The sequence below is a fragment of the Streptomyces sp. LaPpAH-108 genome, from assembly GCF_000373625.1.
Classification (GTDB): domain Bacteria; phylum Actinomycetota; class Actinomycetes; order Streptomycetales; family Streptomycetaceae; genus Streptomyces.
Map to the genome: position 1 here is coordinate 84,362 of NZ_KB891995.1, position 20,744 is coordinate 105,105.

The 20,744-nt window shown below is 71.8% G+C and carries 22 protein-coding genes and 1 tRNA gene; 16 read left to right on the forward strand and 7 right to left on the reverse strand.

Annotated features, from left to right (window positions below; all coding sequences use genetic code 11):
• Positions 1-88 precede the first annotated feature (88 nt).
• The 3 genes from B079_RS0119405 (at position 89) to B079_RS36345 (ending at position 1,413) form a co-directional block, all read left to right on the forward strand.
• Positions 89-799, forward strand: coding sequence for an HdeD family acid-resistance protein (locus tag B079_RS0119405; RefSeq protein WP_018547500.1), 711 nt, complete (start codon positions 89-91; stop codon positions 797-799).
• Between the two features lie 162 nt (positions 800-961).
• A complete protein-coding gene (locus tag B079_RS0119410) occupies positions 962-1,228 on the forward strand; it encodes a hypothetical protein (RefSeq protein ID WP_018547501.1) in 267 nt (88 codons plus the stop codon).
• Between the two features lie 56 nt (positions 1,229-1,284).
• The gene (locus tag B079_RS36345; protein WP_018547502.1) at positions 1,285-1,413 is read left to right on the forward strand and encodes a hypothetical protein; all 129 of its coding nucleotides are present in this window, start codon (positions 1,285-1,287) and stop codon (positions 1,411-1,413) included.
• A gap of 22 nt (positions 1,414-1,435) precedes the next feature.
• On the opposite strand, the gene B079_RS0119420 is transcribed toward B079_RS36345, so the two are convergent.
• The gene (locus B079_RS0119420) at positions 1,436-3,001 is read right to left on the reverse strand and encodes a helicase HerA-like domain-containing protein (protein ID WP_018547503.1); all 1,566 of its coding nucleotides are present in this window, start codon (positions 2,999-3,001) and stop codon (positions 1,436-1,438) included.
• 284 nt (positions 3,002-3,285) lie between these two features.
• Here B079_RS0119420 and B079_RS0119425 point away from each other — a divergent pair, with 284 nt between their 5' ends.
• Positions 3,286-3,582, forward strand: coding sequence for a type II toxin-antitoxin system VapB family antitoxin (locus B079_RS0119425; protein ID WP_003986294.1), 297 nt, complete (start codon positions 3,286-3,288; stop codon positions 3,580-3,582).
• A 123-nt stretch (positions 3,583-3,705) separates the two neighbouring features.
• A complete protein-coding gene (locus B079_RS0119430; RefSeq protein ID WP_026248859.1) occupies positions 3,706-4,344 on the forward strand; it encodes a LytR C-terminal domain-containing protein in 639 nt (212 codons plus the stop codon).
• 30 nt (positions 4,345-4,374) lie between these two features.
• Here B079_RS0119430 and upp read toward each other — a convergent pair whose 3' ends face one another.
• Entirely contained in the window at positions 4,375-5,010 is a 636-nt protein-coding gene (gene upp, locus B079_RS0119435; protein ID WP_018547505.1) for a uracil phosphoribosyltransferase, read from the reverse strand.
• Between the two features lie 464 nt (positions 5,011-5,474).
• Between upp and B079_RS0119440 the strand changes: the two genes are divergently transcribed.
• The 7 genes from B079_RS0119440 (at position 5,475) to B079_RS0119470 (ending at position 9,596) form a co-directional block, all read left to right on the forward strand.
• Complete coding sequence (locus B079_RS0119440; RefSeq protein WP_018547506.1) at positions 5,475-6,008, forward strand: hypothetical protein; 534 nt, start codon at positions 5,475-5,477, stop codon at positions 6,006-6,008.
• 59 nt (positions 6,009-6,067) lie between these two features.
• Positions 6,068-6,499: a tRNA adenosine(34) deaminase TadA gene (gene tadA, locus B079_RS0119445; protein ID WP_037801730.1), complete on the forward strand. Its 432-nt coding sequence runs from the start codon at positions 6,068-6,070 to the stop codon at positions 6,497-6,499.
• Positions 6,500-6,578: 79 nt separating this feature from the next.
• Positions 6,579-6,666, forward strand: a tRNA-Ser gene (locus tag B079_RS0119450).
• A gap of 173 nt (positions 6,667-6,839) precedes the next feature.
• Positions 6,840-7,019 carry a hypothetical protein gene (locus B079_RS0119455; RefSeq protein ID WP_018547508.1) on the forward strand — a complete coding sequence of 60 codons (180 nt, stop codon included), beginning with the start codon at positions 6,840-6,842 and terminating at the stop codon, positions 7,017-7,019.
• 10 nt (positions 7,020-7,029) lie between these two features.
• Positions 7,030-7,323 (forward strand): Dabb family protein, encoded by a 294-nt coding sequence (locus B079_RS0119460; protein WP_018547509.1) that lies wholly within the window; start codon positions 7,030-7,032, stop codon positions 7,321-7,323.
• Positions 7,324-7,509: 186 nt separating this feature from the next.
• Positions 7,510-8,361 carry an RNA polymerase sigma factor SigF gene (locus B079_RS0119465; protein ID WP_018547510.1) on the forward strand — a complete coding sequence of 284 codons (852 nt, stop codon included), beginning with the start codon at positions 7,510-7,512 and terminating at the stop codon, positions 8,359-8,361.
• A 308-nt stretch (positions 8,362-8,669) separates the two neighbouring features.
• Positions 8,670-9,596, forward strand: a complete 927-nt coding sequence (locus B079_RS0119470; RefSeq protein WP_018547511.1) for an RNA polymerase sigma factor SigF — start codon at positions 8,670-8,672, stop codon at positions 9,594-9,596.
• 93 nt (positions 9,597-9,689) lie between these two features.
• On the opposite strand, the gene B079_RS0119475 is transcribed toward B079_RS0119470, so the two are convergent.
• Positions 9,690-9,884, reverse strand: a complete 195-nt coding sequence (locus B079_RS0119475) for a hypothetical protein (protein ID WP_018547512.1) — start codon at positions 9,882-9,884, stop codon at positions 9,690-9,692.
• Between the two features lie 205 nt (positions 9,885-10,089).
• On the opposite strand from B079_RS0119475, the gene B079_RS0119480 reads away from it, so the two are divergent.
• The 4 genes from B079_RS0119480 (at position 10,090) to B079_RS0119495 (ending at position 14,613) form a co-directional block, all read left to right on the forward strand.
• Entirely contained in the window at positions 10,090-10,584 is a 495-nt protein-coding gene (locus B079_RS0119480; RefSeq protein ID WP_018547513.1) for a MarR family winged helix-turn-helix transcriptional regulator, read from the forward strand.
• A 13-nt stretch (positions 10,585-10,597) separates the two neighbouring features.
• Positions 10,598-13,132, forward strand: a complete 2,535-nt coding sequence (locus B079_RS0119485) for an MFS transporter (protein WP_086022397.1) — start codon at positions 10,598-10,600, stop codon at positions 13,130-13,132.
• Between the two features lie 94 nt (positions 13,133-13,226).
• A complete protein-coding gene (locus B079_RS0119490; protein ID WP_018547515.1) occupies positions 13,227-14,048 on the forward strand; it encodes a YceI family protein in 822 nt (273 codons plus the stop codon).
• An 88-nt stretch (positions 14,049-14,136) separates the two neighbouring features.
• Complete coding sequence (locus B079_RS0119495) at positions 14,137-14,613, forward strand: PPOX class F420-dependent oxidoreductase (RefSeq protein ID WP_037801710.1); 477 nt, start codon at positions 14,137-14,139, stop codon at positions 14,611-14,613.
• On the opposite strand, the gene B079_RS0119500 is transcribed toward B079_RS0119495, so the two are convergent.
• The 4 genes from B079_RS0119500 to B079_RS0119515 form a co-directional block, all read right to left on the reverse strand.
• The gene (locus B079_RS0119500) at positions 14,610-15,365 is read right to left on the reverse strand and encodes a TetR/AcrR family transcriptional regulator (protein WP_018547517.1); all 756 of its coding nucleotides are present in this window, start codon (positions 15,363-15,365) and stop codon (positions 14,610-14,612) included. The genes B079_RS0119495 and B079_RS0119500 overlap by 4 nt on opposite strands.
• Before the next feature lie 92 nt (positions 15,366-15,457).
• Positions 15,458-16,909, reverse strand: a complete 1,452-nt coding sequence (locus B079_RS0119505) for an MFS transporter (RefSeq protein ID WP_018547518.1) — start codon at positions 16,907-16,909, stop codon at positions 15,458-15,460.
• A 62-nt stretch (positions 16,910-16,971) separates the two neighbouring features.
• Positions 16,972-19,209 (reverse strand): ArnT family glycosyltransferase, encoded by a 2,238-nt coding sequence (locus B079_RS0119510; RefSeq protein ID WP_018547519.1) that lies wholly within the window; start codon positions 19,207-19,209, stop codon positions 16,972-16,974.
• Entirely contained in the window at positions 19,206-20,741 is a 1,536-nt protein-coding gene (locus tag B079_RS0119515) for a glycosyltransferase (RefSeq protein WP_018547520.1), read from the reverse strand. Before B079_RS0119515 ends, B079_RS0119510 begins: the two co-directional genes overlap by 4 nt.
• Between the last annotated feature and the right edge of the window lie 3 nt (positions 20,742-20,744).

The window sequence follows — 20,744 nt, forward strand, 5'->3', positions numbered from 1 at the left end:
CCGCGCACCTCCGCGCCCACCTCCCCGCCAAGCTCCCCGCGCACCTCCCCGAGTGGCGGAATCCGCCCGCCCGGTCCCAGCATGGAGCATGACCGAGTCACCGAGCGAGGGCCCCGTCAGGGGCAACGCCTACGACGACGCGAAGGGCCCCGCGGGGCCGACACCGGCCGGGGCGCCGCGTACCGACGAGGCCGCCCGGCCCGATGAGGGAAGGCATGCCGAGGCGGAGACGCCGTTCGAGGGGCCGCTGCACGCGCTGTCCCAGGCCGCCTGGCAGGTGGTGCTGCTGACCGGCATCGCCTCGCTGATCCTGGGCATCCTGGTGCTGGTCTGGCCGGGTGCCACGCTGCTCGCGGTGGGCGTGCTGTTCGGCCTGTACCTGCTGGTCAGCGGTGTCTTCCAGCTGGTCTCCGCCTTCGGCACGCACAAGAAGACCTCGCTGCGGGTGCTGGCCTTCATCAGCGGCGGGCTGTCGATCGTGCTGGGTCTGTTCTGCTTCCGCGGACCCATGCAGTCGATCCTGCTGCTCGCGCTGTTCATCGGCATCGGCTGGCTGATCCGGGGCGTCACCCAGACCATGGCCGCCATCTCCGACGCCCATATGCCCGCCCGCGGCTGGCACATCTTCCTGGGCATCGTCACCTTCATCGCGGGCATCGTGCTGATCGACTCCCCCTTCGAGTCCATCGCCGTGCTGACCCTGGTCGGCGGCTGGTGGCTGATCGTGGTGGGCATCGTCGAGATCATCACGTCGTTCAGCATCCGGGGCCGGGCGAAGCAGATCCCCAAGACGGTGTGACCCGGCTTCGGCGGAGTGCGGGGCGAGGCCGTCAACCTCGCCCCTCACCCGTACGCCGTGCGAGCGGATCTGCCCCGCTTCTGGATGAGCCCCGGGTGTCACATGGGCACATGACCCTCCGTGAGCACCGCAGGAAACCGAGTCCGCAGCCTTCGCCCGCTGATGCGGGCCCTTCTGCTGCTGCTCGTCCTGCTGGTGCCCCATGTGGAGGCCGCGGCCCAGGCCGGACCCACGGGCACGGTCGTCGCGGAATGTGAGCACGAGGTCCCCGTCACCCCGTCCCGGAGCACCGGCCGGACCGTGCTGCGGCCCGACGCCCCCGCCCCCCTGCCCACCCCGGACCCGGCACCGGGCACCCCCCGCACCCGCCCCGCGCCCACCGCACTCTCCCCCGCGCCCCAACTCCGCACGGTCGTCCTGCGCTGCTGACAGAACCGCCCGCCCCCCGAGCACCGTTCTGTCCGTACGACGCGAGGAACACCGCCATGCCCATCGACCCGTACGCGATCCTGCGCGCCCTGCTGCGCGCGGAGGCCCGGCGCAGCGCCCGGCCCCGGCCCGACAGCGAGGCACCCCAGCAGCCGCAGCGCCCGCCGGAGGAGGACCGCCGCTGAGACGCACCCGGCGGGGGACGTCCTACCGCCTCCGCCGGGCCGTACCGAACAGCGACCGCGTGATCTCCCGCCCCAGCTGCGTGCCGACCGAGCGGGCCAGCGACTTGAACATCCCGCTCCCGACGACCTGTTCCACCAGCGAGGGCTCCTCGGCCGGGGCCTTCTTCCGGCCGCCGTCCCCGGCCGCCGGACGCTCCTCGGGCACCGCCTCCGCCTCCCGCGCGCTCAGCTTCTCGTACGCCGACTCGCGGTCCACAGCCTGTGCATAACGTCCGTACAGCGGGGACTCCCGCACCGCGCCGTCCAGTTCCGCCGCGTCCACCGGGCCCATCAGCGACTCGGGGGCCCGCAGCCGGGTGGCCGCGACCGGGGTCGGGGCGCCGCTCTCGCTGAGCACGGTCACCACCGCCTCGCCGGTGCCGAGCCCGGTGAGCAGTTCCTCCAGGTCGTACGGCGAGTCCGGGAAGGTCTTCACCGTCGCCTTCAGGGCCTTCTGGTCGTCGGGCGTGAAGGCGCGCAGCGCGTGCTGGACGCGGTTGCCGAGCTGGCCGAGCACGTCGGAGGGGACGTCCTTCGGGGTCTGGGTGACGAAGAAGACGCCGACGCCCTTGGAGCGGATCAGCCGCACGGTCTGGGTGATGGCGTCCAGGAAGGCGTCCGAGGCGTCGTGGAACAGCAGATGCGCCTCGTCGAAGAAGAACACCAGCTTGGGTTTGTCCAGGTCACCGGCCTCGGGCAGATCGTGGAAGAGATCGGCGAGCAGCCACATCAGGAAGGTGGAGAAGAGGACCGGCTTGTCCTGCACGGCGGCCAGTTCCAGGACGGAGACGACCCCGCGCCCGTCCGGCGCCGTCCGCAGCAGCTCGGCCGTGTCGAACTCGGGCTCCCCGAAGAAGTCCGCCATGCCCTGCGCCTCGAACGCGGTCAGGGAGCGCAGGATGACCCCGGCGGTGGCGGTGGACAGTCCGCCGATGCCCCTCAGTTCGGGCTTGCCCTCGTCGGAGGTGAGGAAGGCGACGACCGCCCGCAGGTCCTTGAGGTCGATCAGCTCCAGGCCCTTGGTGTCGGCGTAGTGGAAGATCAGGCCGAGGGACTGCTCCTGGGTGCGGTTCAGCCCGAGCACCTTGGACAGCAGGACCGGGCCGAAGCTGGTGACCGTGGCGCGGACCGGGATGCCGTGGCCGATCCCGCCGAGCGCCAGGAACTCCACGGGGAAACCGGCCGGGGTCCACCGCTGTCCGGTCTCGGCCGCGCGCGAGGCGACCCGGTCACCGCCGGGGCCCGGGCGGGAGATCCCGGAGAGGTCGCCCTTCACGTCCGCGAGGAACACCGGCACCCCCTGCGCGGACAGCTGTTCCGCGATCAGCTGGAGCGTCTTGGTCTTGCCGGTGCCGGTGGCGCCCGCGACAAGCCCGTGCCGGTTGAGCATCGGCAGCGGGACGCGGATCTGCGCCTCGGGATGGCAGGCGCCGTCCCACAGCAGGGCGCCGAGATCGAGGGCGGGTCCGGTGAAGGCGTACCCGGCCGCGATCCGCCGGGCGGGAGCGGCAAGCTCCGCGTCACCACCCGGCGCCGCGCCTCCGCTCACCGCTCCACCGTCCGCCACTCCGTCACCCGCCGTGCCACGGCCCGGCGTTCCGCCACCCGCCGCACCGCTGCCCTCCGCGTCACCGCCCGCCGTTCCACCGCTCACCGTTCCACCGCCGGTCTCCGGGTCGGTCATCTCAGGCCCCTGTCCCCGCTGGTCTCGTCCCCGATGGTCTCCGGTATGCCACCTTTGTCCCGCCTTGCCATTACGTGCGGTGGCTTTTTCAGCGTCGCACTACGCCGCCATGGCTGCGCCCGGAACGTCTGGGCCGGTAGGCTTTCCGTGTGATCTTCAAGCGCATCGGAAACGGCCGGCCGTACCCCGACCACGGCCGGGAGAGCACCCGGCAGTGGGCGGACGTCGCACCGCGCCCGGTCCGCCTCGATCAGCTCGTGACCACCAAGCAGCAGCTCGACCTGGAGACGCTGCTCGCCGAGGACTCGACCTTCTACGGCGACCTCTTCGCCCATGTCGTGAAGTGGCAGGGCGACCTCTATCTGGAGGACGGGCTGCACCGCGCGGTCCGCGCCGCCCTGCAGCAGCGTCAGGTGCTGCACGCGCGCGTGCTCGAACTGGGCTGACCCTGGGCCGAGCCGCCCCGACGGCCGTACGCGGTACCGGTGTTAGCCCATTTGGGTCGGCCTGTACTCCGTCTGCTGATCATCTAATAGGCATCCCAGCCGAGGCGCACTACGCTGCGGCTCATGAGTATGCTGACTCCCCCCGGCATGGGCGGCAAGTACCGGATCACGGGGGAGACATACCCTCGGATGCGCCCGCCCCGGCGGCGGGGCAGGCTCGTCGCCGCCGCCGTGGCGTCCGTCGCCGCACTGGGCCTGGTCGGCTGGGGCACGCTCCAGCTCGTCGACGTCTTCACGGGCCACCGGCACGCCTCGAAGGCCGCGTCCGCCGCCTGTCTCAAGCAGGCGAGCCCGGCCCCGGTCAAGGCGCTGCCCAAGCCCGGCACGATCACGGTGAACGTCTACAACGCGACCACGCGCGCGGGGCTCGCCAAGCAGACCGCCGACGAGCTGAAGAAGCGCGGCTTCAAGATCGGTGACGTGGGCAACGCGAGCAAGGACTTCGACAAGAAGGTCAAGGGCACCGGGGTCCTGCTCGGACCCGCCACCGCCCTCGACACCTCGCTCCCCGTGCTCGGCACGCAGCTGGACGGCGCCGAGCGCCGCACCGACGCGGCCCGCAAGGGCGCCACGCTCGACCTGATCATCGGGGACGGCTTCAAGTCCCTGGCACAGCGCACGGCCGCCGACCAGGCGGTGGTCAAGCTGACCGAACCCGCGCAGACGGCGGCCGTGGTGAAGAAGGACAAGAAGGACTGCTGATCCCGGCCGGGGAGGCCGGGAGCGGTACCGCTACTCGGCGGCGCCGTAGAGGCGGTCGCCCGCGTCGCCCAGGCCCGGGACGATGTAGCCGTTCTCGTTGAGGTGGTCGTCCACGGCCGCGGTGACCACAGTGACCGGGGTGCCGGCCAGCTCGCGCTCCATGACCTCGACGCCCTCGGGGGAGGCCAGCAGGACCACGGCGGTCACGTCGTCGGCGCCGCGCTTGATCAGCTCCTGGATCGCGGCGACCAGGGTGCCGCCGGTGGCCAGCATCGGGTCGAGCACGTAGACCTGGCGGCCGGAGAGGTCCTCCGGCATCCGGGAGGCGTACGTCTCGGCCTGCAGCGTCTCCTCGTTGCGGATCATGCCGAGGAAGCCCACCTCGGCGGTCGGCAGCAGCCGGACCATGCCGTCCAGCATGCCGAGACCGGCGCGCAGGATCGGCACCACCAGCGGACGCGGCCGGGCGAGCTTCACGCCCGTGGTCCGCGCGACCGGCGTCTGGATGTCGACGGCCTCGGTACGCACGTCCCGCGTGGCCTCGTACGCGAGCAGGGTGACCAGCTCGTCGGCGAGACGGCGGAAGGTGGCGGAGTCGGTGCGCTGGTCGCGCAGCGTGGTGAGCTTGTGAGCGACCAGAGGGTGGTCGACGACGTGGAGACGCATGTCTCTAACAGTAACCGGGCCCCGCGCGAGTCCCCCACCGCGCGGAATCGGTACCCCGCCCGCATCCCGTCCGCGCGGCGCCGGGACCGCCCGGACACGCCACGCCACGTCCCTGTGAACGTTCCGTCGGCGGGCCTCCGCGGCGTACGGTCCTGTGTGCAAGGCCGTGGGAAATGCCCCGGTGAGCAGGACCGCGTCCGCCCCGCCGTGACGGAAGGGCGGGTGTGCGTGGGTGCCCGGAAAGCCGCGTACGATCCGCAGTTGGCGGCGACGGGCGTGCTGGTGAGTCCACACGGACGCACGATCAAAACAGCCAGACACAGGGAGCCGAAGACGTCCCCTGACGGACTTGTTTCTGCCACGATTCCCAGTGGGCGGACCCGGGGGCGACAACCCCGCCCGTCCAGACACCTCCGCCGGGGGGACCGCCAACCGGCACGCCTATGACCAGTGGGAGAGTCACGGTGTACTTCGCCGCACTGCTCGCGCGCACCGAAGACGGGTGGGAAGCGAGCGACACAGAGCTCGACGATGTGGAGACCCTGTCCGATCTGGCCGACCTGGCCCGGGAGTCCTCGCCCGAGGAGGACACGGTCCTGGTCCTGATCGAGCAGGAGGACTCCTGGTTCGGCGTCGTCCGCGTGGACGGCGAGGAGGATCCCCGTATCTACGTCTCGGACGCAGCCGCCGCCGCCCGCAGCGCGTACGGCGAGCTGCTGCTCACCGACGAGCTGCTGGGCCGCGAACCGGGCGCGGACGACGGCCCCGACCTGGACTCGCTCGACCTCGACGGCACGGAGGACGGCGAGAGCGAGGAGGACGACGACGAGGACACCCCGTCCGCCGACGCCGTCCCGCACAGCCCGGTGGGCGACCGCGAGATCCTCGACGACCTCGGGATCGGGGAGAAGGAGCTGCGCGCGCTCGGCGCCGACGACGCGCTCGGCGCGATCGCCGAGGCGCTGGGCGCCTCGGAGGTGCTGGAGACCGTCCGCTGACCGCCCCCGAAGAGACACGGGGCGTGCCCGACCCGGTGCGCGCCCCCTGGGAAGCCGCGATGCGGCTCGCCCTGGCCGAGGCCGAGCGGGCCGCGCTCGGCGGTGACGTCCCCGTCGGCGCCGTCGTGCTGTCCCCGGACGGTACGACGGTGCTCGCCACCGGGCACAACGAGCGCGAGGCCACCGGCGACCCCACGGCCCACGCGGAGATCCTGGCGCTGCGCCGGGCCGCCCGGGTGCTCGGCGAGTGGCGGCTGACCGGCTGCACGCTCGTCGTCACCCTGGAGCCCTGCACGATGTGCGGGGGCGCCCTCCAGCAGTCCCGGCTGGACCGGGTGGTCTACGGCGCCCGCGACGACAAGGCGGGCGCGGCGGGCTCGCTGTGGGACGTGCTGCGCGACCGGCGCCTCAACCACCGCCCCGAGGTGATCGAGGGGGTCCTGGCGGACGACTGCGGGCGGCTGCTCACGGAGTTCTTCCGGGGCCGCTGAACCGGTCCCCGCTCCCCTGCCCGGGGCCCCGCGAGAACCGATTTCAGACCAGGCCCGACCTTGCTGTAAGGTCTCCCTCGGTAGCGTGTCCGAGCGGCCGAAGGAGCTCGCCTCGAAAGCGAGTGTGGCGTAACCCGTCACCGAGGGTTCAAATCCCTCCGCTACCGCCGAAGAAGGGCCCCGTCGCAAGACGGGGCCCTTCGTGCGTCCCGCCCCCGGACCCCAAGCACCAAGGCCGCAGCGCCCGTTGATCCCCAAAAAAGATCGTGACGGTTACACTCGCCGCTTGCAGCAGGGGCCCGTGGGGCCGAGGGAGAGCTGAGGGACAGGGGAGGCCGCGGTGGCGGTGAACGCGAAGAAGATCATCGTGTACGCACTCGTGGTCTTCGCGCTGTACGTGATCATCACGGACCCGGCCAAGGCGGCGGGCTACGTCCAGATAGTCTTCGAGGGCATATCGGACGCGGCCGGGGCCATCGGTGACTTCATGACCTGGGCCGCCAACGGCGGAAAGAGCTGAGGTACACCCCATGATCCGGCACCTGGTCCTCTTCAGGCTCAATGAGGGTGTCGAGCGCGACGACCCCCGGGTGGTGGCCGGTGCCGCCGTCTTCGAGGAGCTGGGCGGGCTGGTCCCGGAGCTGCGCTCGTGGGAGTGCGGCTGGAACCTCTCCGACCGCCCCATCGCCTACGACTTCGCGATCAACTCCTCGGTCGAGGACACCGCCGCGCTGCAGCGCTATCTCGACCACCCCGCGCATCAGGCGGGCGTCGCCCTGTGGCGGGAGTTCGCCACGTGGGTGATCGCCGACTACGAGTTCTGAGGCGGCCCGTCAGCCCCTCGCCCCGGCCCTCCGCCACCGACGGCGGAGGGCTTTTCGGCGTTTCCGGATACCCGAGTTGGGGGCGTTTGAGCCCAACACGGCGTGATGCGGTGCTTGCACACAGTGCACATGTCTTGTGATGCTATGACCGCTTTTGACGGATGATTGACCGATGAAGAGGTGGCGTTGACCGTGTCGGCCAGTTCTGCGCCGCCCCAGGCGGAGGCGCCCGCCCCCGCCCCGGCACCCCCCGAACAGCCCGCACCCGAGAAGCGCCGAGGCGCCGACACCCGCGCCCTCACCCAGGTCCTCTTCGCCCAGCTCAAGGACCTGACCCCGGGCACCCCGGAGCACACCCGGGTGCGCGGCGCCCTCATCGAGGCCAACCTCCCGCTCGTGCGCTACGCCGCCGCCCGCTTCCGCTCCCGCAACGAGCCCATGGAGGACGTGGTCCAGGTCGGCACCATCGGCCTGATCAACGCCATCGACCGCTTCGACCCCGAGCGGGGCGTGCAGTTCCCGACCTTCGCGATGCCGACCGTGGTGGGCGAGATCAAGCGGTACTTCCGGGACAACGTGCGCACCGTCCACGTACCGCGCCGGCTGCACGAGCTGTGGGTGCAGGTGAACAGCGCGACCGAGGACCTCACCACCGCGATGGGCCGCTCCCCCTCCACCGCGGAGATCGCCGAGCGGCTGCGGATCAGCGAGGAGGAGGTGCTGTCCTGCATCGAGGCCGGGCGGTCGTACCACGCCACCTCGCTGGAGGCCGCCCAGGAGGGCGACGGGATGCCCGGGCTGCTCGACCGCATCGGCTACGAGGACCCGGCGCTGGACGGAGTGGAGCACCGCGACCTGGTCCGCCATCTCCTCGTCCAGCTTCCCGAACGGGAACAGCGCATCCTCCTGCTCCGCTACTACAGCAACCTCACCCAGTCGCAGATCAGCGCGGAGCTGGGTGTCTCCCAGATGCACGTCTCCCGGCTGCTCGCGCGCAGCTTCCAGCGGCTCAGATCCGCCAACCGGATCGAGGCATGACCGGCGCACGGGAGCACAAACCCGAAAACCGCAGGTAGCACGCGTTCGCAAGCGAGAGCGAATGATCACCGTCCGGAGCGAATCACGCATCCGGTCAGATGCCGACAGTTGTGCCCCGAAAGCCCGTCAGACCGCCTTCTTGCAGGGGCGATTGGCGTCTCACGTGTCGACATGTCACTTCAGCGCGTTGCCGACATGTGACATTCTGCGGGAAGCGCGTTTGCCGAGGCTCCGGCTCCGGTATTCAGGTGAAGGTCGCGTTGCCTCCAGGCAGCGCGCCGACCGTCCCGCGACCCAAAGGGGGTGGCATGTCCGCAGAACAGGGCAGCTCGAAGGTGCTCACGCCCACGAAGAGCGAGGCAGCGCCCAAGAAGCTCGACGCTCTCGACGTCCTCGACTCCTTCGAGGGCACCACGGCTCTCGACGCGGCACCCGCCGCGACCGCCGCCCCGGCCCCCGCTCCGGAACCGGCGGACATCGACACCCGCACCCTGTCCCGCTCCCTGTTCCTGCGGCTGGCCGCACTCGCCGAGGACAGCCCCGAGCGTGCCTACGTCCGCGACACCCTGATCGAGCTGAACCTCCCGCTCGTGCGGTACGCGGCGGCCCGGTTCCGCTCGCGCAACGAGCCGATGGAGGACATCGTCCAGGTCGGCACCATCGGGCTGATCAAGGCGATCGACCGCTTCGACTGCGAACGGGGCGTGGAGTTCCCGACGTTCGCGATGCCGACGGTCGTGGGCGAGATCAAGCGGTTCTTCCGCGACACCTCGTGGTCGGTGCGGGTGCCGCGCCGCCTCCAGGAGCTGCGCCTCGCGCTGACCAAGGCCAGCGACGAGCTGTCCCAGCGCCTGGACCGCTCCCCGACCGTGCCGGAACTCGCGGTCGCGCTCGGGGTCTCCGAGGAGGACGTGGTCGACGGCCTCGCGGTGGGCAACGCCTACACGGCGTCCTCGCTGGACTCCCCGGCCCCCGAGGACGACGGCGGCGAGGGCTCGCTCGCCGACCGCCTCGGCTACGAGGACACGGCCCTGGAGGGCGTGGAGTACCGGGAGTCGCTGAAGCCGCTGCTGGCCAAGCTGCCGCCGCGCGAGCGCCGGATCATCATGCTGCGCTTCTTCGCGAACATGACGCAGTCGCAGATCGGCGAGGAGGTCGGGATCTCCCAGATGCACGTCTCCCGCCTGCTCACCCGCACCCTCTCCCAGCTGCGCGAGGGCCTGGTCGCGGACTGAGCGGCCGGGGACAAGACGGCGGCGTGGAGCAGTCGCTCCACGCCGATTCCGCCGAGAATGTGAGTCGGAGGGGCTCCGGCAGGAGCCCGTCCCTTACTTGAGCGCCAGCCACGCCACCGCGGCGACGACGACCACGGCCACCACGACGCCGATGATCAGACCGACGCGCGGACCGGACGAGGTCGCCTGCTGCTGCACGGGCGGGGGAGCGTCGTCGACGAACGCGCGGAACATCTGGGTGCTGCCGGCGGGGTCGTAATTGCCCTGCGGGCCCTGGGTGTTAGCCATGGGCCGAGACACTAGCGAATCCCCGGTGGCGGCCCAAGTGCGGGGCCACCGGGACAGACGCGGGCACGTCACCCGCAGCCACCTGCGTATTTACGATCGCAATACTTGCCTTTGCCAAGTTTTTGCGGCGGACCACCCCTGTTTATTTGCCTGTGGCAACCAAACACTCTTATGGTTGCCCCAAGCAACGAATACGGGAGGTGTGATGGCCGAGCAGGCGCAGTTCCTGGAACTGGCACGTCAGCTCAGTGCCGTCGGCGCCGTGAAACGCGATCTGGGGCGCATCCTGCCCCCCGACTGCCCGGCCGGCTCAGCCGCTGTGCTGACGCTGCTCGGCCGTCACGGGGCCATGCGCATGAGCAGGCTCGCCGAGCTGCTCGCCGTGGACATGTCGGTCACGAGCCGGCATGTCACGCATGTCGCGGACCGCGGCTGGATCGAACGGTCGCCGGACCCCGCCGACAAACGCTCGCGCATCCTGCGCCTGACACCGGCCGGAGCGCGGCAGCTCGAGGAGCTGTCGCTGCGGACCAGCCGGTTGCTGGCCGAGCGCCTGAGCGACTGGACCGACGACGACGTCGGCCAGCTCATCCGGCTGATGACCCGGCTGCGCACGTCCTTCGGGGACTGCCGCAGCGGGCTGCCGAGACAGGGCGCCCCCGTAGTCGAAGAGACCACCCGTACACCCGCTCATACGTAAGAAAAGGAAGCCCATGGCAACGACCACACCGGCCGGTGTGCGGGCTCACGCCAAGCACGGGGGAGGCGCCGACCACGCCCCGATGACGCACCGGCAGATCATGGAGGCGCTCTCCGGGCTGCTGCTCGGCATGTTCGTGGCGATCCTGTCGTCCACGATCGTCTCCAACGCCCTGCCGCACATCATCGGGGACCTCGGCGGCGGCCAGTCCGCCTACACCTGGGTGGTCACCGCCGCCCTGCTGTCGATGACCGCGGCCACTCCCCTGTGGGGCAAGCTCGCCGACCTGTACAGCAAGAAGGCGCTCGTCCAGATAGCCCTGATCATCTATGTCGTCGCCTCCATGGCGGCGGGCCTGTCGCAGAACCCCGGCATGCTGATCGCCTGCCGTGTGGTGCAGGGCATCGGCGTCGGCGGTCTGTCCGCCCTGGCGCAGATCGTCATGGCGGCGATGATCTCCCCGCGCGAGCGTGGCCGTTACTCCGGCTACCTCGGCGCGACGTTCGCGGTCGCGACCGTCGGCGGCCCGCTGCTCGGCGGTGTCATCACCGACACCTCGTGGCTGGGCTGGCGCTGGTGCTTCTACGTCGGCGTCCCCTTCGCCGTCATCGCGCTGATCGTGCTGCAGAAGACCCTGCACCTGCCCGTCGTCAAGCGGGACGTCAAGGTCGACTGGGGCGGCGCGTTCCTGATCTCGGCGGCCGTCTCGCTGCTGCTGATCTGGGTCACCTTCGCCGGTGACAAGTACGACTGGGTCTCCTGGCAGACCTACACGATGGTCGCCGGTTCGCTCGTGCTCGGCGCGCTGTTCGTGCTTGTGGAGGCCAAGGCCGACGAGCCGATCATCCCGCTGCGGCTCTTCAGGAACCGCACCATCACGCTCGCCTCGCTCGCCTCGCTGTTCGTCGGCGTCGCGATGTTCAGCGGCACCGTCTTCTTCAGCCAGTACTTCCAGCTTGCCCGCGACAAGTCCCCGACCATGTCGGGCGTGCTGACCATCCCGATGATCGGCGGTCTGTTCATCTCCTCGACCGTCTCGGGTCAGCTCATCACCCGCACCGGGCGCTGGAAGGCGTGGCTGGTCAGCGGTGGCGTCCTGGTCACGGCCGGGCTGCTGCTGCTCGGCGGCATCCGGTACGACACGGACTACTGGAAGATGGCCATCTACATGGCCCTGCTGGGTCTCGGCATCGGCATGATGATGCAGAACCTGGTGCTCGCCACGCAGAACCAGGTGTCCCCCGCGGACCTCGGCTCCGCCAGCTCCACGGTCACCTTCTTCCGCTCCCTCGGCGGCGCGGTGGGCGTCTCGGCGCTCGGCGCGGTGATGGCCCACCGGATCACGCACTACGTCAAGGACGGCGTCTCCGCCCTCAGCCCGAAGTACCAGGCCGCGGTGGCCGGTTCCGGCTCGACCGACACCATCCCGGACATGAACAAGCTGCCCGCGCCGCTGCGCACGCTCATGGAGAGCGCGTACGGCCACGGCATCGCGGACGTGTTCTTCATCGCGGGTCTCCTCGCGGCGGTCGCCTTCCTGATCACGCTGTTCATCAAGGAGGTCCCGCTGCGGACCAAGGGCGCGCTGGCGCAGGGCGCCGAGTCCGAGGCCCCGATCGACCCGGCCGCCGCTCCGGTGGTCGCCGAGTCCCAGGAGGTCCCGGCCCTGGTGGGTGCCATCGGTGAGCCGGCTCCGCGGGCCGACGGCACGGCTCCGGCCGCGCACACCACGCCCGTCGCCGCCACCGCCACCGCGTCCGTCGCCGAGTCCTCGTCGGGCACCGGCGCGGGCACCCCGGTCGGCGGGCATGTCCGGGGCGCGGAGAGCGCACCGGTCCCGCAGGCCGCCGTCACGCTGATCTCGCTGACCGGGCGCCAGCTCGGCCGCGCGGTCGCCCAGGCCGACGGTTCCTACGCACTCAGCGCGCCGGGCACGGGCTCGTACGTCCTCATCGCCTCCGCCGACGGCTACCAGCCGCAGGCCGCCACCGTGGTGGTGGGCGAGGAGCCGCTGACCTACGACATCCTGCTCAGCGGCACCAGCGGTCTGACCGGTGTGGTCCGGGCGGCCGGGAGCGCGCTGCCGGTCAAGGACGCGATGGTCGTCGTCACCGATGTGCGCGGGGATCTGCTGGCCTCCGCCGTCACCGGTGAGCAGGGCGAGTTCGGCTTCACCGATCTGGTGCCGGGCACCGTCACCGTCGCGGTCAACGCGAGCGGCTACCGGCCGCGCGCACTGCCGGTCGAGGTCGCGACCACCGGGGTCACCCGGGTCGAGGCCGAGCTGGAGACCGGTGCGCTGCTGCGCGGTGTCGTCCGGGCCCCGCACGGGCCGCTGGCCGACGCCCGCGTGACGCTGGTGGACCAGGCGGGCAACGTGGTCGGCACCGCCACCACCGGGACGGACGGCGAGTACGCCTTCACCGACCTGGACGCGGGCGACTACACGGTCATCGCGACCGGCTATCCGCCGGTGGCCACCGCGCTCACCGTCTCCGGCACCGGGGCCGACGGGCACGACATCGAACTCGCCCACCCGGGCGAGTAGTTCACCGGCCGGCCCGGGGCGCGTGGAGGCGCGCCCCGGGCCGGTCCGTCTGGATCGACACGCGCAGGGTCTGCGCAGGGAGAAGAAGAACGGGATGGCACTGACCGCGAGAATCCGCACCCGCGACGGCTGGGCCGTGTCGCACGCGGTCGTCACGGTGACCGACATGACCGGCACCCAGGTGCTGCGCGCCGAGGCCGACGCCGACGGCGCCGTGCACGACACCACCGTGCTGGCCCCGGGTCCGTACACCGTGATCGTGACCGCCGTGGGGTACGCGCCCGCCGCGTCCAGCGCCTTCGTCACCGCGAGCGGGCGGGCCGAGATCGGCACGGTGACCCTGGCCCGGCAGGGCGGCACCGAGCTGCCGCCGCCCGGGCCCTGGACCATCGACCCGGTGCACTCCACCGTCGGCGCCGTCGCCCAGCACCTGGGGATCTCCAGCGTGCGGGGCCGGTTCACGGAGTTCGGCGGGAGCATCGAGATCGCCCCGGACGACCTCGCCAAGTCCCGGGTGGAGGCGGTGATCCGGGCCGAGTCCATCGACACCGGCAACACGATGCGCGACACCCATCTGCGCTCCGCCGACTTCCTGGACGTGGCGCACCACCCGGAGCTGACCTACCGCTCCTCGGGCATCACCCAGGTGGGCCCGGACCGCTGGACCGTGCACGGCGAGCTGTCGATGCGCGGCGTGGTGCGGCCGGTCGACCTGGACCTCGCCTACCTCGGCACCGGCGCCGACCCGTGGGGCGGCACCCGCGCCGCGTTCCGTGCGACGGCCGAGCTGCACCGCGACGACTTCGCGATGAACTACAACCAGGTCCTCCAGGCGGGCATCGCCGCCATCGGCACCACCCTCCGCGTCGAACTGGACATCCAGGCGGTCCAGGGCGACGCCCTGCCCGCCCTCTGACGCACCGCGCCCCGGACGCGACCTACGAATCCGACACGGCCCGGCCGGGCACCACCCGGCCGGGCCGTCGTCGTCCTAGGCTGCCGCCATGCCGAATATCGCGACGAACACCCGCGTGACGCTCGACGAGCTGCTGGACTTCGTACGCCCCCGCCACCGCGGGATCCTGCTCACCCGGCGGGGCGACGGCGGACCTCAGGGTTCCCCGCTGACCTGCGGGGTGGACGACTCGGGGCGGATCGTGGCCGCCACCTATCCGGAGCGCGCCAAGACCCGGAACATCAAGAAGGACCCCCGGGTCAGTGTGATCGTGCTGAGCGACGACTGGAACGGGCCCTGGGTCCAGGTCGACGGCACCGCCGAGGTCATCGACGCGCCCGACTCGCTCGAACCGCTGGTGGAGTACTACCGCAACATCGCGGGCGAGCACCCCGACTGGGACGAGTACCGGCAGGCGATGATCCGCCAGGGCAAGTCCGTGATCCGGGTGACGCCGGAGCGGTGGGGTCCGGTGGCGACGGGCGGTTTCCCGGCTCGGCTGGTGGAGGGCGACCAGCTCCGCTAGCCGCGCGCGACCATCGCCTCGATGCCCGCGATCAGCAGGTCCAGGGCGAAGGTGAAGTCGCGGTCCATCATCTCCGCGACCGTGTCGCCGCCGCGTGCCGCCATCAGCTCGCTGGACTCCCGGAACATCTCGGCGGTGCCGGGGATCTCCGAGAAGGAGGTCATGGCCTGCGCGAAGTACTCGTCGGGGCTCAGCCCGGTGGCGGCGATGCGGGCGAAGAAGTGGCCCTCGATGGTGCCGAAGCCGTAGACGAACTGGAAGACGGCCGAGATCGCCCCCGTCACCCCGTGCGGGGGCAGCCCCGCACGGCGCACCGCGAGGCGGATGCTCTGGGAGAAGGCGAGCGAGTTCGGGCCGATGTTGAGATAGCGGCCCGCGAGCGGGGACAGCCAAGGGTGGCGCACCAGCAGCGCGCGATAGGCGGTGGCCAGTTCGCGCAGCTGGTCGCGCCAGTCGGCGCCGGTGTCCTCGAAGTCGGGCAGCGGCAGCTCGCCGAAGGCCGCGTCCAGGGCGAGTTCGAGCAGGTCGTCCTTGGTGTCGACGTACCAGTACAGGGACATCGCGGTGACGTTCAGCTCGGCCGCCAGGCGCCGCATGGAGAACTTCTCCAGCCCCTCCGCGTCCAGCAGCCGCAGCGACGCGGTGGTGATCCGCTCCCGGTCGAGCCCCGAGGGCTGGCCCGCGCGGGTGCCGCGCCGCTCCTTGCCGCCGAGCCAGACACTGTCCCGCGCCGACCGCTCCGCCTTCGCCATCGGCGCATCCTCCTCGTCACTGTCCCGGTCACCGGTCACGATGCCAGACCCGCCGGGCGGCCCGGTGGCCGCATACCCACATCCTCCGTCTGTCAGGCGGCCGTGCGCTCCGCGCGCCGCAGCAGCCCCGCCGCGACGAACCCGCCCGCGAGGACGGCGACCGCGCCCACCAGCTGGCCCTGGCCGAGCCCGGCCGACAGCGACCGCCCGGAGGCCACGGCGGAACTGAGCACCGCGCCGAGGACGGCGACCCCGAGCCCGTTGCCGAACTCGGCGAGCGTGCCGTTGATCCCGGCGCCGACGCCCGCCTTGTCCGGCGGGATCGCGCTCATGATGGCGTGTGCCATGGCCGGGTTGGCGACCGCGCACCCGGCGCCGATCAGCACGAGCCCGAGCAGCGTGCCGCCGTACCCGGCGGAGGCCAGCTCGGCGATGGAGACGAGCCCGGCCGCCATCAGCACCATGCCCAGCGCGATGGCCACCGGCGTGCCCAGTTTTCCGGCCCACTTCGCGGACAGGCCCGAGAAGTTGAGCGCGACGACGGTCAGGGCGAGCGGCGCGGTGCGCACCCCGGCCTCCAGCGGGCCGTAGCCCAGCACGAACTGGAGGTGCTGGGTGAGCAGGAACAGCGCCCCGCCCATCCCGAAGGTGATGAGCACGACCCCGGCGACCGCGCCGGTGAACCTGCGGTCGCGGAAGAAGTGCGGGTCGAGCATCGGCTCGGGGACACGGCTCTCCCAGTACGCGAAGAGGGCCAGCACGAGCACGGCCACGGCCGCCGTGCCGAGGACGCGGGGCGAGGTCCAGCCGTGGTGCGGTCCCGAGATGACCGCGAACACCAGGGCGGCCATGCCGATGGTGGACAGCAGCGCGCCGAGCAGGTCGGGACGGCCGCCGCGCGCCTCGGCGGGCGCCGCCTTCGACTCCGGTACGAGCGCCGCGACCGCGATCAGGCCGAGGACGGCGACCGGGATGTTGATCAGGAAGATCGCGCCCCACCAGAAGTGGTCCAGGACGAAACCGCCGATCAGCGGGCCCACCGCGAAGCCGAGCGAGTTGACCGCCGCCCAGATGCCGATCGCCTTCGGCTGTTCCTCGGGCGTGAAGATCTGCATCACCACGGCGAGCGTGGTGGTGATCAGCAGCGCGCCGCCGACGCCCATCCCGGCCCGCGCGGCGATCAACTGGCCGGTGCTGTCGGCGAGTCCGGCCACCAGGGAGCCGGTGCCGAACACCGCGAGCCCGGCGAGCAGCATCTTCTTGCGGCCGAAGCGGTCGGCGGCGCTGCCCGCGGTGAGCAGCAGGCCCGACTGGACGAGCGAGTACGCGTTGATCATCCACTGGATGTCGGCGGTGCCCGCGTGCAGCAGCCGGGTGAGCGAGGGGATCGCCACGTTCAGCACCGTGTTGTCCAGGAGCACGGTGAGCTGGGCGAGACAGATGACACCGAGGATCAGCCAGCGGCGGGCGTGTCCCTCGGGTGCCTGGGGGGTGGGGAGGGTCTGGGACGCCCGGGGTGCGGGCAGCTCGGGAGAGACGGGCATGCTGTACACCGTATAGCGAGTGCTATACGGTGTACAGCTGGATTGATTCCGTGGTGTCGGGGTCAGCTCTTCTTCGGCTGGGTCAGGTCGTAGAAGGTGGCCGAGCCGACCGTCACCTTGGTGAAGTGGGCCTCCACCCAGGTGCTGATCCCGGACGACGAGCCGCTGCTACGGCCCTCACCGCCCCGGCCGCCCATGCCACCGCCCATGCCGCCGCCCGCGATGAAGTAGTGGATCTTTCCGTCGGCCACGTACTTCTTGAACTGGGCGAGCGTCGGGGACGGGTCGGTGCCGTTGAAGCCGCCGATGGCCATCACCGGGTCACCGGTGGCCAGTTGGTAGCTCGCGGCGTTCTGGGAGCCGATGGAGGCGGCGACCCAGGTGTAGGCGTCGGCGTCCGACTCCAGGAGCTTCTTGGCCTTGGCGGAGACCTTGGCGCCGTCGAGCAGGCCGCCCATGCCGCCGCCGCCCATCCGGCCGCGCTCCCCCGTCGAGAGGCCGCCGGGGAAGCCGGTGCCGCCCCGCTGGCTCTTCGAGGAACCGTTGCCGTTCTGGCCGGGCATTCCACCGCCACCCGGGAAGCCGCCGCCGTTGCCGTTCGGCGGGGTCTGGCCGCCCTGGCCGCCCTGCTGGTTCTGGCCCTGGCCCTGCTGGTTCCCGCCGGGCCCCGCCGTCCCCGCGCCGCCCGGGAAGCCGCCGCGTCGGCCGCCGCCCCCGAAGCCCATCATGCTCGCGCCCGCCGGACCCGCCGTCGGGATGGAGCCCGTGTGAGCCGAGTTGACCGTGCTCAGCGTGTACGCCGTCGGACCGGCGAGCGCCGCCGCGAGGGCGAGCCCGGCCGCGCCGAGCGCCAGCCGGTGGGTCAACCGGGTGGCGAAGACCAGTCCGAGCGCCGCCACCAGGGCGCCGACCAGCACCAGCCACTTCAGCCAGGGCAGATAGTCGGGCGTGCGGTTGAGCAGCACGTACCCCCACGCGCCCCCGGCGACCGACGCGGCGGCAAGGACGAGCGCCGCCCAGGTCTCCTTGCGCCGCTCCCACAGCAGCCCGGCGCCCATGCCGGTGACCGCGCCGAGGTAGGGGGTGAGGGCGACCGTGTAGTACTGGTGGAAGATGCCCGCCATGTAGCTGAAGACCACCATGGTGATCAGCAGCGAGCCGCCCCAGACCAGGAACGAGGCGCGGGTGACGGACGTGCGCTTCAGCTTGCGCGTCGCCCACAGGCCCGCGACCAGCAGGATCAGCGCGGCCGGGAGCAGCCAGGAGATCTGGCTGCCGACCTCGGTGCCGAACATCCGGTCCCAGCCGGTCGTGCCCCAGGCGCCGCCGCCCCCGGCGCCGCCCCGGCCGCCGCCACCGCCGCCGACGCTGCCGGTCTCGTCACCGCTGATGCGGCCGAGGCCGTTGTAGCCGAAGGTCAGCTCCAGGAAGCTGTTGTGCTGCGAACCGCCGACGTAGGGGCGGGAGGACGCGGGCCACAGCTCGACCACCGCGACCCACCAGCCGCCCGCGACCACGAGCGCGCCGGTCGCGAGGGCGAGCTGCCCGAGCCGCTTGCGCAGGGGCGTGGGCCCGCAGACGGCGTAGACCAGCGCGAGCGGCGGCAGGACCAGGAACGCCTGGAGCGTCTTGGCGAGGAACGCGAAGCCGATCGCGACACCCGCCCACACCAGCCACTTGGTCCGCCCGTCCTCCACCGCACGGACGACGAAGTAGCAGGCCAGCGCCATCAGCAGGGCCAGCAGCGCGTCCGGGTTGTCGAACCGGAACATCAGCGCCGCCACCGGCGTCAGCGCGAGCACCGCGCCCGCGATCAGACCGGAGGCCGGGCTGAACCGGCGCCGTACGGCCGCGTACACGACCGCCACCGTGCCCACGCCCATCAGGACCTCGGGGGTGAGGATCGCCCACGAGTTGAGGCCGAAGATCCGGACCGACAGCTCCATCGGCCACAGGAACGCCGAGGGCTTGTCGACGGTGATGGCGTTGCCCCCGTCCAGCGAGCCGAAGAAGAACGCCTTCCAGGACGTGCTGCCCGCCTGGACGGCCGCCGAGTAGAAGGAGTTGGCGTAGCCGGAGGCGCTGAGGTTGTACAGGTACAGGACCAGGGTCGCGGCCAGCAGCCCGAGGAACGCGGGCCGCGCCCAGGCCGGGTCCTCGGCCCGCCCGCGCCACACCCGACGGCCGAACGGGGGCCGGGGGGCGGCGTGTTGGGCGGCCGGGGGGTGACCGGCCTGCTCGGGGACCGGGGCCGGGGCGGACGCCTCCGGCGGGGTGAACCGGTCGTACTGGGTGGTCATCGGGTGTCCCCCGGTCGGGTGGTCGTGGTCGGGTGCGGGATGGTCTGGTCGTCGTACGGGGCCGGGGCGTACGGGGTGCGCGGGTCGTAGCTGGTCTGGGAGGCGTACGCGGCTTGCGAGGCGTACGGGTTCTGCGGGACCTGCTGGGTTTGCGGGACCTGCGCGTCGTACGGGCTCTGCCGGGCGTACGGCGGCTCCGTGTCGTACCCGGTACGGGCGTGCGGCGCGGCGGGGGTGAACGGCGCGAAGGGCGCGGCCTGTTCTGCGGGCCCGGCCTGCTGCCGTACCGGCTCGGTGCGGTCCGGGAAGACCCAGGCGCGGAAGAGGAGGAAGCGCAGGACGGTCGCCGCGAGGTTGGCGGCGATGAGGACCGCGAGTTCGGTGGAGTGCGCGGGCTGGGCGGTGGCCGCGCTCAGGGCGGCCAGGGAACCGCTGGTCAGGGCGAGTCCGATGGCGAAGACGACCAGGCCCTGCGCCTGATGGCGTACGGCACCGCCCCGGCCGCGCACCCCGAAGGTGAGGCGACGGTTGGCGGCGGTGTTGGCGAGCGCGGACAGCAGCAGGGCGAGCGCGTTGGCCACCTGGGAGCCGGAGAACTGCCGGAAGACGCTGTAGAGCAGCAGATAGAACAGGGTGGACAGGCCGCCGACCACGCAGAAGCCGACCAGCTGGCGGGCAAGGCCGCCGGGCACGTCGGAGATCTCGCGATCGCGCGGGTCGTCCCCGAAGGGCCGGGCGAGCCGGTCCAGCGGGAGCGAGCCGGTGGCGAGCGCGCGGCCCACGCGCCAGACGCCCTTGAGGTCGTCGGTCGCGGTGCGCACCAGGTGCACGGTCGAGTCCGGGTCGTCGACCCAGTCCACCGGCACCTCGTGGATGCGCAGCCCGGCCCGCTCGGCGAGCACCAGCATCTCGGTGTCGAAGAACCAGCCGGTGTCCCGCACCAGCGGCAGCAGCACCTGGGCCACATCGCGCCTTATGGCCTTGAAGCCGCACTGCGCGTCCGAGAAGCGGGCCTGGAGCGAGCCGCGCAGGATCAGGTTGTACCCGCGGCTGATGAACTCCCGCTTGGGTCCACGCACCACCCGGGAGGCCCGGCTGAGCCGGGAGCCGATCGCGAGGTCGGAGTGGCCGGAGATCAGCGGGGCCACCAGCGGGAGCAGGGCGTTGAGGTCGGTGGAGAGGTCGACGTCCATGTAGGCGAGGACCGGCGCGTCGGAGGCGGACCACACGGTCGCCAGGGCCCGGCCCCGGCCCTTCTGCTCCAGGCGGTGGACGCTCACCTCGGGCAGGGCGGCGGCGAGGCGGGCCGCGACGAGCGGGGTGGTGTCGGTGGACGCGTTGTCCGCGACGGTGATGCGGAAGCCGTACGGGAAGGTGCGGGTCAGGTGCTCGTGCAGCCTGAGCACGCACGGTTCGAGGTCCTTCTCCTCGTTGTAGACGGGGATGACTACGTCCAGGACCGGCGTGCCCGCGGCGTCGGCGGGGAGGTGCTCCCGCGCCGGCAGGGTGCCGGGAGAAGAGTCGCTTCGCATGGA